Annotated in this window: 14 protein-coding genes; all 14 read right to left on the reverse strand. The window is 44.8% G+C overall.

Features of this window, described 5'->3' with window-relative positions; translation table 11 throughout:
* Positions 1-367, reverse strand: a 367-nt coding sequence (locus Q7P41_RS03515; protein WP_303882163.1) for an L-2-amino-thiazoline-4-carboxylic acid hydrolase, incomplete at its 3' end; no start/stop codon positions are given.
* A 542-nt stretch (positions 368-909) separates the two neighbouring features.
* Positions 910-1,872: an L-threonine 3-dehydrogenase gene (locus Q7P41_RS03520; RefSeq protein WP_303882165.1), complete on the reverse strand. Its 963-nt coding sequence runs from the start codon at positions 1,870-1,872 to the stop codon at positions 910-912.
* Between the two features lie 314 nt (positions 1,873-2,186).
* Complete coding sequence (gene rplS / locus Q7P41_RS03525; RefSeq protein WP_303882166.1) at positions 2,187-2,534, reverse strand: 50S ribosomal protein L19; 348 nt, start codon at positions 2,532-2,534, stop codon at positions 2,187-2,189.
* 27 nt (positions 2,535-2,561) lie between these two features.
* Complete coding sequence (trmD, locus tag Q7P41_RS03530) at positions 2,562-3,821, reverse strand: tRNA (guanosine(37)-N1)-methyltransferase TrmD (RefSeq protein ID WP_303882167.1); 1,260 nt, start codon at positions 3,819-3,821, stop codon at positions 2,562-2,564.
* Positions 3,812-4,342, reverse strand: a complete 531-nt coding sequence (gene rimM / locus Q7P41_RS03535) for a ribosome maturation factor RimM (RefSeq protein ID WP_303882168.1) — start codon at positions 4,340-4,342, stop codon at positions 3,812-3,814. Before rimM ends, trmD begins: the two co-directional genes overlap by 10 nt.
* Positions 4,343-4,368: 26 nt before the next feature.
* A complete protein-coding gene (locus Q7P41_RS03540) occupies positions 4,369-4,614 on the reverse strand; it encodes a KH domain-containing protein (protein ID WP_310847175.1) in 246 nt (81 codons plus the stop codon).
* Entirely contained in the window at positions 4,614-4,883 is a 270-nt protein-coding gene (gene rpsP, locus Q7P41_RS03545; RefSeq protein ID WP_303882169.1) for a 30S ribosomal protein S16, read from the reverse strand. Before rpsP ends, Q7P41_RS03540 begins: the two co-directional genes overlap by 1 nt.
* A gap of 14 nt (positions 4,884-4,897) precedes the next feature.
* Positions 4,898-6,235 carry a signal recognition particle protein gene (gene ffh, locus Q7P41_RS03550; protein ID WP_303882170.1) on the reverse strand — a complete coding sequence of 446 codons (1,338 nt, stop codon included), beginning with the start codon at positions 6,233-6,235 and terminating at the stop codon, positions 4,898-4,900.
* Positions 6,228-6,608: a sigma factor-like helix-turn-helix DNA-binding protein gene (locus Q7P41_RS03555; protein ID WP_303882172.1), complete on the reverse strand. Its 381-nt coding sequence runs from the start codon at positions 6,606-6,608 to the stop codon at positions 6,228-6,230. Before Q7P41_RS03555 ends, ffh begins: the two co-directional genes overlap by 8 nt.
* 188 nt (positions 6,609-6,796) lie before the next feature.
* Complete coding sequence (gene gyaR, locus Q7P41_RS03560) at positions 6,797-7,789, reverse strand: glyoxylate reductase (protein WP_303882174.1); 993 nt, start codon at positions 7,787-7,789, stop codon at positions 6,797-6,799.
* Between the two features lie 3 nt (positions 7,790-7,792).
* Positions 7,793-8,995, reverse strand: coding sequence for a M20 family metallopeptidase (locus Q7P41_RS03565; RefSeq protein ID WP_303882175.1), 1,203 nt, complete (start codon positions 8,993-8,995; stop codon positions 7,793-7,795).
* A gap of 14 nt (positions 8,996-9,009) precedes the next feature.
* The gene (locus tag Q7P41_RS03570) at positions 9,010-10,197 is read right to left on the reverse strand and encodes a hypothetical protein (RefSeq protein ID WP_303882176.1); all 1,188 of its coding nucleotides are present in this window, start codon (positions 10,195-10,197) and stop codon (positions 9,010-9,012) included.
* A gap of 337 nt (positions 10,198-10,534) precedes the next feature.
* Positions 10,535-11,632: a Xaa-Pro peptidase family protein gene (locus tag Q7P41_RS03575; RefSeq protein ID WP_303882177.1), complete on the reverse strand. Its 1,098-nt coding sequence runs from the start codon at positions 11,630-11,632 to the stop codon at positions 10,535-10,537.
* Between the two features lie 182 nt (positions 11,633-11,814).
* Positions 11,815-13,450, reverse strand: a 1,636-nt coding sequence (locus Q7P41_RS03580) for a diguanylate cyclase (protein ID WP_303882178.1), incomplete at its 5' end; no start/stop codon positions are given.

Consider the following 13,450-nt stretch of genomic DNA (forward strand, 5'->3'; position numbering starts at 1 on the left):
TTCCAAGCTCACCCATGCCCATTTCATTCCAATACTTCCCCATGACACAACCACGGGCTATCATTCTTGGTTCCCGGTCGATCTCTACTTTTTCCATGCTCTCGTGCATTCCGTAATGCGGAAGATCCTCGATGTAATTTTCGGGTTCTAAACTCAACCCCAAAGCATTTGCTTTTGCCTTAACCTCCTCGCCGATGCTAATTCCATATTGCTTTATGGCTTTAAGGACTAATTGTTTGCCTTTTTCCTCGCCAAATTCCGCTACCAATGTCTTGGCAAAGGCAAGATGAAGCATTGCCAATCTTCTGCAAACTCTTGCAACCTGCTCTGCAGCTTCTTTCAAAGGCACCTTTTCTTCTTTAATCATTTGTCATATCCCTCCTAAAAATAAACAATATTTTTGCGAACTCAATGAAAAGGTTTCCTCAAAAAGCATTTTTCATTATGTTCATTTTTGCATGTGCCTTTAAAAACTGCGATCAAAAGATATGCAAGCTCAAGGACATACGCCACAAGGCTACTCCCTAGAGTTGTGGTGGAGATACTTATTTTCTTGCGACTGGCATTTTTTAAGTCATCTTCAGAAGTTTAGCTGACTGGCACCAGTATTCCAATGGTATCACATTTTTTAAAACCCGGATGCACCTCATTCTTTCTTTCCCTTTAAACAAAATTTCATTAACCTTCTTCTGGTCTTTGTGTGTAGTTTGTTATAAAATATGTTTCAGGAAAAGCCCTTCCTCGAAAAGACGCACACACATAAGCGCCACTTTCCCTCCTGCTTATGTGGGTGCGTCTTTATTTATGACATCAATGTAACCGCCTTTCGAACGTAAAGTTGCCTGGAAAACATTGCCCGCAGCTTTGTAATACTTTAATAGTACGGGTTTACTTAATAAATGCACATTGTCACTTGTAGCTTACGCCAAGTTTTTCCGATAGCTTCTCTAACATGTCCTCTACCATTATGGGTAAATCGTACTCGGGATTCCAACTCCATTCTTGCCTGGCGCAACTATCATCGAGCATATCGGGCCAAGAATCTGCTATCTTTTGTTTTACGGGGTCTATGTGATAAGTCATTTTAAAATCCGGAATGTGTTTTTTGATTTCCTCTGCCAGTTCCTTAGGCGTGAAAGCCATGGCTGTAATGTTAAAGGCATTTCGATGAACCAAATGGTTTGGGTCAGCTTCCATGAGCTCCATGGCAGCCTTTAAGGCATCGGGCATATACATCATATCCAGTCGAGTATCTTCCTTCAAGTAACAGGTATATCTTTTATTTTTCAATGCCTCGTAGAATATTTCGACTGCGTAGTCAGTCGTACCTCCTCCGGGCAGGGTTTTGTAAGAAATTAAACCCGGATATCTTACGCCACGAGTATCAACCCCATACTTGAAATGATAGTAGTCGCACAAAAGCTCACCCGTTACCTTTGTGACACCATACATCGTCCTGGGGCGCTGTATGGTGTCCTGTGGGGTCTTCCATTTTGGGGAATTAGGACCGAAGGCAGCTATAGAGCTTGGGACAAATAAAGCGCACTCAAACTCCCTCGCTATTTCAAGGGCATTTCTCAAGCCTCCAATGTTGACCTCCCATGCTCGCATCGGGTTTTCTTCTGCCCTTGCAGACAGGATGGCAGGAAGGTGGTATATAGTATTTATTTTATACTTCTTAACGACTTCGACAAATACATTAGCATCAACCACGTCAATAACTTCATAAGGTCCGCTTTCAAGCAAGTCTTGTCCGGGGTTTCGCCTGTGACCTCCACATACCACGTTTTCATTTCCGTATCTTTGCCTCAGTGCAGGCACCAACTCAGAACCAATCTGACCCGTTCCGCCAGTGACAAGAATCCTTTTCAATGAAAATCCCCCTTTCTATTTCTAGGCACCAAGTAATTCTCCTAGCAAAAAATTAACCCTTCTAGACACTTTTCAAAAACAAGCCATTGCCTGCAAAAAACAGAAGTTAAAACTATTATATCAATGCATATTACATATATATCATATGCGAACATTCACCTAGTAGGCTTAGTGCTTTAGGCACAAAAAAGGCTTGCAAGTTTGATTTAACAGCTGCAAGCCTCTTTTGCTAGATACACAATACATTATTTAATGCTACCGCAACATCAAGGATAGTACACAATCCACGTCCTCTTTTGTATAATTTGAATCGTTTATCTGCGACGTTCTTTGATGCGCGCAGCTTTTCCTGACAATTTCCTCAAATAATACAGCTTCGCCCTTCTAACCCTTCCGTGGCGCACGATCTCTACTTTTTCCACGTTAGGGCAATAGACAGGAAATATCCTCTCGACACCAATTCCGCCGGAAACTTTTCTAACCGTAAAGGTTTCCCTCAAGCCGCCTTTTTTCCTTGCTATAACGACTCCCTCAAATACCTGAATCCTCTCTTTGCCAGCTTCTCTTACTTTTACATGAACCTTAACGGTATCTCCGGGCCTAAAATCTGGCAATTCTCGCTTTTGATATTTTTTTTCAATTAAATCAATCCTTGGGTCCATCCCGTTTTCCTCCCTTACTTTAAAACTTTACCTCGATCCGAAGAAGCGATCTAGCGCAACCGCCACTGCGCTTCGAACGGATAAATGATTGTACTCTCCATATCCGCCTAATATAGGATCTAAGACTGCATCAACTTGATTAAAAATTTCATCTGCAAGACCCCAACTTGTGCCAAAAACTAGGCACAAAGGGGCGTCTTGTTCCAAGATGGTCCTTTTTAGTTCGAGCCATGGTATTGCGCCCTTTCTTTTTTTCGCTGTAGTCGCAACTATAAAGGGCTTTTCCTTCTCCCGCCGCTTTATCCACATTATGGCAAATTCAATAGAATTAAAGGTTTTAACTAAATTCAAGGCTTCGGACCTCATGGGATTAAGTCCTTCTTTAGAAGCCCTTTCCCAATGAGCTGTAATTTTATGTATCATATCACGCTGCGATTTAAGCGGGGTAATTACCAAAAATTTGTCTACACCATAAGTCATACAACTCCTGCTTATATCGTGAAGGTCAAGACCGGTTACTGCCGAAGTTACTACTTCATCATTTTTATTCAGCACTGGATGATGAACTAACATGACGTAAATACCCCGACTCAAGTATGGCCTTATGCCTGCCCTGGGCAAAAGGTCCGGACGACGACTTAGCGTCCTTAAAGCAGCTTGTCTCATGCGCCACCTTGCCGTCCTTTCATGGTCTCCCGAAGTTAGTTCTTCGGGAACTTGAATGCCATTCCACTCCGCAGGCCTGGTGTAGTGCGGATAGTCCAACATGCCTTTATAAAAAGAATCCTCCAGGACTGCTTCCTTTTTCCCAACAACACCGGGTATTAACCTTGAAACGGCATCGATGATGACCATTGCGGGAAGTTCTCCACCGGTTAGCACGTAATCCCCTATTGATATTTCAAGGTCCACACACTTTTCTACGAAGCGTTCATCAATTCCTTCGTAGTGACCGCATATTAGAATGACATGATCTTTAGCAGCCAATGCTTCTACCACATCTTGTGTAAGAATGACGCCTTGCGGCGAAGGATATACTACGTAAGCCTTGTCCGACTTAATGCTTTCTAAGGCTTTATATAAAGGTTCGGGCATAATGACCATTCCGCCGCCACCATAAGAATAATCGTCTATTTGACCATAGCTGTTTTGTGCGAAATCTCTCAAATTTACGATCTCTACTTCTATCTTGCCCTCTTTAATGGCCTTCCCAACTATGCTCGTATTTAAGAAAGCATGAAAATACTCTGGAAAGGCAGTCACTACGGAAAAGCGCACTACTCCCACAATCCTTCCATCAAGTGCACTTTTACTAAACCTTCTTCCAGATTTATTTCCTTGATAACTTCCGATATTGCTGGGAGCATGCGTTTTTTACCGTCTTGCGCCTCCACTACATAAACATCGTTGCTGCCCGTTGGCATAATTTCAACGAGCGTGCCCAAAGGGTCTCCACTCTCAACATCAACAACTACGAGCCCGAGCAAATCATCCAGCCAATAACATCCCTCAGGGAGTTCAACTCTTTCCTCTCGGGTTATCATTATAAGGCCGCCACGCAGGCTTTCAGCCCCCTCTCTGTCGACAATTTCGTCGACACCGACAATAAACTGCTTTTTACCTACGTGCTCCCTTAAAGAATTGATCGTGAGTCGGCACCAAAAGGATCCGTTAGGGCGATAAACATCAAGGTGATCCATACCGTTAAAACGATCCGGAAAATCGGTCAATGGCAGAAGGCGGAACTCTCCTTTAATTCCGTGAGCGCCTACAATCCGCCCTATGGTGACCAACTCTTTTACACTCATTAAATCACCCACCTCTTTGGGCTTTTTCATTCTTCAACTATTACATCTATTTTTTCTTTAGACTTAATTGAAGCTGCCTTGGCAATCACTCGTATAGATCTAATAGTCGATCCGGCCTTGCCTATGACACGGCCCATATCCTCAGGATTAACTTTGATAGATACTTTGATCTTGCCATCCTCTGAATCTTGCCTTACTTCTACGTCTTCAGGTTTAGTTACCAACTGCATCACTATAGTTTTAACTAAGTCCGCATAGTCCACCATGCGCATCAAGCCTTCTTGCTCTCCACAAACTTATCCCACACACCAGCCTTTCTCAACAATGACCTGGCTGTATCCGAAGGTTGAGCCCCAACTTTTAACCAATAAATGGCCCTTTCTTCGTTGACTTTCACCTCTGCCGGATCCGTTAGCGGGTTGTAAGTGCCTATCATCTCAATGAACTTCCCGTCCCGAGGAGAACGAGAGTCAGCAACCACCAAACGATAAAAGGGCCTCTTTTTGCGTCCATGACGTGCTAATCTGATCCTAACCACCATACACATTGCACCTCCTAAAATAATCCTTTGGGAATCTTTAGGCCTCTTAATTTGCCCTTACCCTTACCAAAGCGTTTAAATATTTCTTTCATTTGTTGATATTGCCTCAATACCTGATTGACCATTTGGACATTTGTGCCAGAACCACTGGCAATTCGGCGCTTTCTGCTGCCCTTTATTATCTCCGGCCTTTTTCTCTCTTCCGGCGTCATCGAAAGAATAATAGCCTCAACGTGTTTAATGCGCCTGAAATCTACATCAGAGACTTGAGATTTAACCTTTCCGGGAAGGGGAAGCATGTCCATTACTTTGTCAAGTGGACCGAGTTTTTGAATTTGTCTTAGTTGTACTAGTAAATCCTCAAGGGTAAACTTATCATCCTTGAGGCTTTTTTGAACCCGCTCAATTTCTTCGACGTCACTAGATTTTTGTATTTTCTCGAGCAACCCTTCCATGTCGCCCATGCCAAGTATGCGTTGCGCCATCCTTGCAGCGTCAAACTCTTCTAAGTCTTCGAGGTGCTCGCCAACTCCCACGAGCTTGATAGGAACTCCAGTCGCAGCTTTAACGGCAAGAGCCGCACCTCCCCGGGCATCTCCATCCAGCTTAGTTAATATCACTCCCGTAATACCCGCCTTTTCTTGAAAGGCTTGTGCCACATTGACGCCTTCTTGTCCAGTCATGGCGTCTACAACGAGCAAGACCTCTTGTGGGTTTAATAACTTATGCATCCGTTCTAGTTCCGACATGAGATCGTCATCGACATGCAAACGCCCCGCCGTGTCGAAGATAATTACGTCAATGAGGCGAGAATCTGCATATGTCAAGGCTCTTTTAGCAACATCCAATACGTTATTGGAGCCGGCTTCTTCGGGACCAAAAAATGGAACACCCGCCTTTTCGGCTAAGACTTTAAGCTGTTTTACCGCAGCAGGACGACGTAAATCGCAGGCAACGACCATGGGTTTATGGCTATCCGATATCCTTAAGGCAAGCTTTACTGCAGTAGTCGTCTTACCAGAACCCTGCAATCCCACGAGCGTAAATATTGATGGTGGTTTGGGAGCAAAGTTCAATCTTTCCTTCTTACCTCCCATGAGGTTGCAAAGCTCCTCGTATACGACGGCATAAACTTGCTGAGCAGGCATGATAGAAGATAGAACTTCTTGACCAAGACAACGATCTTTAATTCGCTCAACTAGGTCCTTTGCTATCTTATAGTTAACATCGGCCTCCAGCAACGCTCTTCTTACCTCACGCAAAGCGTCACTGATATCTTCTTCTGTGAGCCTGCCCTTGCTTCTAAGTTTAGAAAAAATTCCTTCTAATCGTTCTTTTAAGGAATCAAACATCCTGATCACCCATCTTTCCTAAATCCGAAAGCAACTCTGACATTTTGGATTTGAATTCTTCGGAAAGTTCATTATCACGTTGATTCAATAGTTTTTCTACATTTCTTTTATATTCCCCAAGTGCCTCTAAGGTACGCTTATAGCCTACCACCTCTTCTATTTCAATAAGCCGCTTCCTGGCTCGTTGAAGGAGTTCAAAAACTCCTTGGCGACTTATCTGTAAGACACCGGCAACTTCGGACAAAGACCAATCGGCCATATCATAAAGCTCGATGGCCTTTCTTTGTTTTTCCGTCAAAAGTCCTCCGTAAAGGTCAAAAAGTACATTCCAATCTACTCGCGATTTCAGTAAATCCTCGTATTCCTTGGACATAAAAATCTCCCCGTTTTTCAAGTCCTTTTCAGTCAAATCCAAGCGAAGAGATTATATATCCGGTACAGCTTGGTGTCAATGCCAAAACGTTTACATTGCAATAATTACTGTCGGAGTGCAGTGTCATTAACTTTTTGACCAACTTCAGGAAGTACGCTCTTTTTTGTCTTTTGAGACCTAGGTTTCTTTCACCTACCCATTATCACTTCGGGGTTGATCAGGTTAGGAGGCACTTCTCCTTTCAGCGCTTTGAGGGCGTTTTCTGCCACCATGGTGGCCATTTTGGCGCGCGTGGCGTATGAAGCCGAGCCAAGATGAGGCAGCAAGACCGCGTTATCAAGTTCAAGAAGCTCGGGCTCGACCTCGGGTTCACGTTCAAAGACATCAAGGCCGGCTCCCCTGATCCAGCCTTCTTTCAGGGCCTTCGCCAAAGCCTTTTCGTCAACGATAGGTCCCCTCGCAGTGTTTATGAGGTAGGCTTCCTTTTTCATCATCTTTAGCTCTCGCTCGCCGATCAGATGTCTGGTTTCCTTTGTAAGCGGTACGTGGATCGATACGAAGTCCGCCTCTTTAAGCAGATCATCGAGCGGCCTGTATTCGGCGTTTAACTTCCTTTCCAATTCTACGGGGGCTTTATGAGCGCTGTAGTAGATGATCTTCATGTCAAACCCCATTGCCCTGCGCGCTACCGCCCTGCCGATGTTTCCAAAGCCAATGATGCCAAGCGTTGCGTGATAGACGTCCGTGCCCAAAAGAAGCATAGGCTTCCATCCCTTAAACTTTCCCTGGCGCAAGAATTTATCGCCTTCCACGACTCTGCGGGCTGTCGCCAAAAGCAGAGCCCACGCCAGATCGGCCGTAGTATCCGTGAGCACGCCGGGCGTGTTAGTCACCATGATACCGCGCTTTGTGGCTGCATCAACGTCGATATTGTCAAATCCGACGGCATAATTGGCAATGATCTTAAGCTGCGGGCCTGCCGCGTCCATCACTTCGCCATCGATTTTATCGGCAAGCAGGCATACGATGGCATTCACTCCATTGACTTCCTTTAAAAGCACATCTCTCGGGAAAACCCCTTCGTAGTCGAACACCTTGACATCACAATGCTCCTCCAACATGCGCATCCCCTCTTCCGGGATGCGACTTGTCACCAAAACCTTTGGCATTTTTCTCATCATTAACTATTCCTCTCCTTTGGACTCCATCACAAGGGCCGTTAAAAGCGCCACACCTTTTTTTAGCACCTCATCGTTGGTCTTAAACGTTGGGTTATGGTGTTCGGCATCGGTGCCTTTTTGAGAATCTGCCATCCCTAAGAAAAAAATGACTCCCGGTACTTTCTGTTGATAGAAGCTAAAATCCTCTGAACCCATCACTATGGGCATTTCTGTCAGGGATTGATCGCCAAACATGGCTGATGCAACTTTTTTCAAGGTCTCAACCATGTCAGGGTCGTTTACGGTGACAGGATAGACGGGAATAAAGTTGGTTTTAACTTCACACCTCAAAGCGCTACCTATTCCCTTTGCGATTCGTTCTATACTTCCGGGCAATTCGTCACGCACAATTGAATTAGTCGTGCGAATGTTGCCTTGAATTAGCGCTTTTTCGGGAATGACGTTGGGGGCGCTTCCGCTCTCCAGCCTGCCGATGCTTAAGACCGCCGTTTCTTGCGGGTCCAGCTCTCGGCTTATTATAGTCTGTAGCGACAATACTATACTTGCCGCCGCTATGGTAGGATCTATCGCTTCGTGGGGCCTTGAACCGTGACCTCCTTTACCCTTTATCTCTACCCCCCATATGTCTGCGGAGGCCATAGTTGGACCGGATCTGTAGCCAATTTTACCCGCCGGAAGCGAACTCCACACGTGAAGGCCCCAAATGGCTTCCACACCGTCCAAAGCGCCTTCCTCGATAAGCTGGCGAGCGCCAGACCGAACGCCTGACTCTTCTGCCGGTTGGAAGATCAAGCGCACTTTACAGGGAAGTTTATCTTTTAACAAAGCAAGCATGTGGGCAACCCCTAAAAGTATCGCCGCGTGAGCGTCGTGTCCGCAAGCGTGCATGACGCCTTTATTTATGGACCTCCAAGGCACGTCTGCCTCCTCTTCGATTGGCAAAGCATCGATGTCCGCCCTTAATGCTATCAGGGGAACTTCTTTTCTTCCAGCTATATCTCCAACAACGCCAGACTCCGTCCCACCGAAACCGCGACGCACGTTTTCAAACCCCAACTCTTTCAAGACCTGCTCTATGACTTTAGACGTCCTCTCCTCTTTCCAGGAAAGCTCGGGGTGGGCGTGGAAATCACGGCGAAATTTTATGACTTTCTCCTCAAGCTCTTCAGCAAGCTCAACGATTTCTTCAAGTTTCAAAAAAATCACGCTCCTTGAAAAAATTACAACAATTTCACTAGGAATCCAGCCAGGAAAACTGAAGCGATAGTAACTGTCGTAAAACCGGAAACCAACATCTTGGGCAGTATCTTAGTGAGCACAAACTCCTTTTCTTCAGGTGTCTCGCCCACAGCATTTGCCACTTCCTGAGACACTATAAACGTCCCAGGGAAACCGAACAAGCAACAGACACCTATGGCGAGGCTCATCTCCCATGAATACTTGAAAATTCTGGACAAAATTACCGATGAGATGGCAATTCCCACCACAGCTATGGCAAAGGATAAAACGATGGGAACTATGAGAGAGATTACCATGCCCGGCGTTGCCTTATTTAAGTTCATGAAAATGGGCACCAACAAAGCAAAAAGGGTAAAGCCCTCCGAATTTGCCCTAGTCAAGATCTTTGGTTCAAGAAATCCTATCTCGTAAAATATGATACCAAATATCAATGCCATCACAAATTTATCGATGACACCGCCCAAAAGGGTAGTCGCTACCACAGCAAGCCACCCCACAAGCATGGTCTTCATTATCAGGATAAATGGCGTTTGCAACTCCTTTGGGGTTTCCGGAATAAATTTCCATTTTCGCTCCTTTTTTCCGAGATTAGCCTCTAATTTCGAGGATTGGTCATCTTTAAGAACACCTCCGCTTCGATAAGCATCGCGAAGGCGGTGTCCCTCCCGCGATAAACAAATCGAAGCTATCGGCAAACCAACGAAGTTCTGAAGCACCAAAAGAAGCGTAAGAAAAACCAAGACCGTCTCCAAGCCCTTAGCCTTAGCTGCCTCACTCATGATGAGGGTCGCTACAACCCCGCCCGAGATGGGACCCGCAGCCGGCACTGCAAATTCTTTGCCAATGAGGGGTGAACCTATCAGGAAAAGGACAATCCCCGCAGCGATAATGGCGCTTAAGGCTATAATCACTGTCTTCCACTCTTCCTGCAAATCTTTAAGCCTCATCAATGTGCCCATATGCACCATAAGCGTGGGGATTAACGCCAAAGAGAGTTTAACAATAGCGGCATCCTCAAATAAGGTCTTGGGAACACCAAACCAAAAACCAACCATAAAAATGATTCCTGAAACAAATAACATGGAAAAAATCGCCTTTGTCTTCTGAGAGACATAATCGCCAATCGCATACACAATAGCAATAACCAGTAGAGCTGTGATGGTCTCCATTGATATTCCTCCTTTTAACTCATAAAATTCTTGTCCCCACCCTCTTGCTATGCCAAGCCGCTCTAACCCAACCATGTTTATGCATTCAATATTAAAATCACCTTTCATATTAATCAAATTCTTAAAAATTTTGGCATACACACCAGAGTTTACCACGAAATTCAACAATAACCATCGCGATCGAGAAGATGTTGGGGCACACAGCGAGCCATTATCGTCAGAAAATGATCACCGAAATCTTATGGAGGGATAGCGCTTGCGCCGTCCCTCCATAAGATCGTCATATAAATACCCCAACTGTCATCTGCACATTATATAAAGTTTGGTTAAACAGGTGTCAAAGGACGATGATCCCTTTAGGCAACTTCGAAAGAGGCCAACAGCCGTCCTTTGTTACAACCACAACATTTTCGATGCGAATGCCTATCTTGCCGGGGATATAAATTCCTGGCTCTATGCTGAAAGTCATGCCTGGTTCCAGAGGCATTTTGTTGCCTTCCATGATGTAAGGGGCCTCGTGAATTGCTACGCCTATCCCGTGACCTAGCCTGGTGTTGAAATATTCTCCGTAACCGGCTTCTTCTATGACCCTCCTTGCCGCCCTATCGACCTCTTCCGCCGGGACTCCCGGTCTTACCGCAGCTTCACCGGCTTCTTGGGCACGCAGGACTACGTCGTAAAGCTCTTTCTCTTCTTCTGTCGGCTCACCCACGAAAACCGTACGGGTGGTATCAGAACAATAGCTTTCATACCTGCACCCAAAGTCGACGAGCACCAGATCGCGTTCTCTTATGACCCCTTTGGCGCCATTATAATGGGGCTTTGAGGCGTTTTCCTTTTGCGCAACGATGACGTCAAAGGCCGGTTCGTCAGCTCCGTGTTTCTCAAAAAGCTCAAGAAGTTTTTTCCTGATTTCCCCCTCCGTCATACCCGGTTTTATAAAGCCCAGAAGTTCCTTAAAAGCCTCGTCAGAAATTTGTGTTGCCTTTTCCAGCTTTTCTATCTCCGAAGGGCTCTTGATTATCCTCATCTTGTCCAGCAAATGCCATCCGTTCAACAACTTTACCCCGTGTCGATCGGCTATCTCAATGGCGTCCACGGCCCTCACGCCGTAATTAACGGCAAGCTTCTTGCCGTTAAGGCCATAATCATCCATCGCCTGAGCTAACGCTGGATAAAACCAATTCTTGTCCTCCCACATGTATGCAGGCGTCTCTTTGCCCAATGCTGCCTCAAATTCTTCTGCATACAGATAGGGCGTGACGTAGAAATACCTGCCATCTCCCAGGACGAAAAGCCCCTTGAATCGTTCGCACTCCCCCGTTTTCAATCCGCTGAGGTACTCTAAATCATCTCCAGGGCCTAAAAGAAAAGCGTCAATTCCCCTGCTTTGTAGATTCTTCGAAATTTCCTGCACCTTATTTTTGTCCAACATGCTAATATGCCTCCTTCGTCTAGTGCCTTTTATTCTTCATACAAAACAATTGGTGTAAATCTCTACACACAGTATACCCCACTGAGAAAGTACATAAAAATTCACTGTATAAATGCCAGTTGTGGGTTAAAAACACCGGAGGGTTTGAATAATATGACCTTTGAGACTGTTTGTTTCTGTCATCATTCGTCTTCCACAGCAACAGAATTTTTGCCCTTAGCCTTTGCGTTGTATAGGGCTCTGTCAGCCCTTTTTATTCCTTCTTCCAAAGGTTCGTCTGTCAAAAGCCTGGATATTCCTACACTAACTGTCACGTTAAATCCTGAAAATCGTCGACCTTCTATGTTGCGTCTCAACCGATCAGCAATGCAAAGGGCTTCATCAACCGTAATCATCGACACAATTAAAAATTCATCTCCACCCCATCTTACGAAAAGATCATCTTTCCTAATCGTCTCTCTTACCGCTTCGCTTAATTCCCTTAACACCGAGTCTCCTGCCAAATGACCATAAGTGTCATTTATCTTTTTGAAATCATCGATATCTAATAAAATGAGGCTCAAACTCTTTCCCATTTTCTTACACTGAGCAATCACATCGGGAAGTTTATCTCGCAATCCTTTCCTGTTCAAAATTCCGGTTAAGGGATCCAGCATCGAACTCGTATAAAGCCCTTCTATCAATTGTGCGGTTTCTGCCTCTTTGAGTTTTTCTTCAGTAATGTCCCAGAATACTCCGGCGAATATCGACGGATTGCCCTCGAGGTCTCGTTCAACCACAAGGGCAGTAGCTTCAATCCATATATATTCGCCATTTTTCCTCCTAATCCGATAATTCGTTCTGTAATTATCGTTTATGTTTTCAAAAACCCTTTGCAATGACAGATTATATTGTTCCAGGTCTTCGGGATGCACAAGCTCCTTAAATTGAGAAAAACTTTTAATTTCCCCTTCATCATATCCTAGAAGTTCATATCCGAGGGAATTCATCCATAATTCGTCCGTTTTAACGTTGCGTTCGAAGTAGGCTACATTGCTTCCCATCAAGGTCAATTCCAACCGCTTTTTTTGCCCCCTCAATGATTCTTGCATTTGTACCAACGCAGTGACATCTATCATAATGATAAGTGTCCCTATGAGTTTCTCGCCATTCTTAATCGGTCTTTTGTGGACGTTTAAATAATGAATCTCGCCGGATTTATCCCTAAAAAGAATCGGGGTGGTTTGAAACTCCTCCTCATTCACGACGTAATTTGAACTATTCAACTCTATATTTCCCGCAAGGGATATATCGGATACACAATCGCTGATCTTGCATCCCTTGATCTGCCCGCAGGTGGGCGAAAGGTAATTTTCAAAGGCTTTATTCCACAGTACAATGCGTCCGCTGCCATCGATATAACACATGGCATCAGGGATCGTTTCTACTAGTTGTTTTAAAAAGGCCACCTCCCGGTGTAATGCCTCTTCAGCTCTTCTACGTCTGTTGAAGTTAATTAGCAAAAGCAATGCCAGGACGGACAAAATTGAAACGACACATATAGCAGGCAAAAGAACATTTTTATATCTTCTATAAAAAGTCTCAGGAACATTTAACAGAATATGGTTCTTTGGGAGTGAAGAACGAGTTATATCAAACTTTTTGAGCATGGGGTAATTTACTAAGTAGTTTTTCGGAAGATCCATAACGATGGGTATATATCTGACTTCCCTTCCTGCCAGAACGGAATTCAAAATCCTTACGACGGCTTCTATTTGTGTTTTAGGCGTCGGAGCACAAGATGCTAGAGCTCCGCCAAGATTTACAAGGGGAGTTAAT

Source organism: Acetomicrobium mobile, from assembly GCF_937920065.1.

Excerpts from the sequence above, each read along its gene's own strand:
- Q7P41_RS03540 (WP_310847175.1), bottom strand. The coding sequence starts at position 4,614 with ATGCGCATGGTGGACTATGCGGACTTAGTTAAAACTATAGTGATGCAG.
- Q7P41_RS03575 (WP_303882177.1), bottom strand. The coding sequence starts at position 11,632 with ATGTTGGACAAAAATAAGGTGCAGGAAATTTCGAAGAATCTACAAAGC.
- rimM (WP_303882168.1), bottom strand. The coding sequence starts at position 4,342 with ATGAGTGTAAAAGAGTTGGTCACCATAGGGCGGATTGTAGGCGCTCAC.
- Q7P41_RS03570 (WP_303882176.1), bottom strand. The coding sequence starts at position 10,197 with ATGGAGACCATCACAGCTCTACTGGTTATTGCTATTGTGTATGCGATT.
- Q7P41_RS03555 (WP_303882172.1), bottom strand. The coding sequence starts at position 6,608 with ATGTCCAAGGAATACGAGGATTTACTGAAATCGCGAGTAGATTGGAAT.
- rpsP (WP_303882169.1), bottom strand. The coding sequence starts at position 4,883 with ATGGTGGTTAGGATCAGATTAGCACGTCATGGACGCAAAAAGAGGCCC.
- gyaR (WP_303882174.1), bottom strand. The coding sequence starts at position 7,789 with ATGATGAGAAAAATGCCAAAGGTTTTGGTGACAAGTCGCATCCCGGAA.
- ffh (WP_303882170.1), bottom strand. The coding sequence starts at position 6,235 with ATGTTTGATTCCTTAAAAGAACGATTAGAAGGAATTTTTTCTAAACTT.
- rplS (WP_303882166.1), bottom strand. The coding sequence starts at position 2,534 with ATGGACCCAAGGATTGATTTAATTGAAAAAAAATATCAAAAGCGAGAA.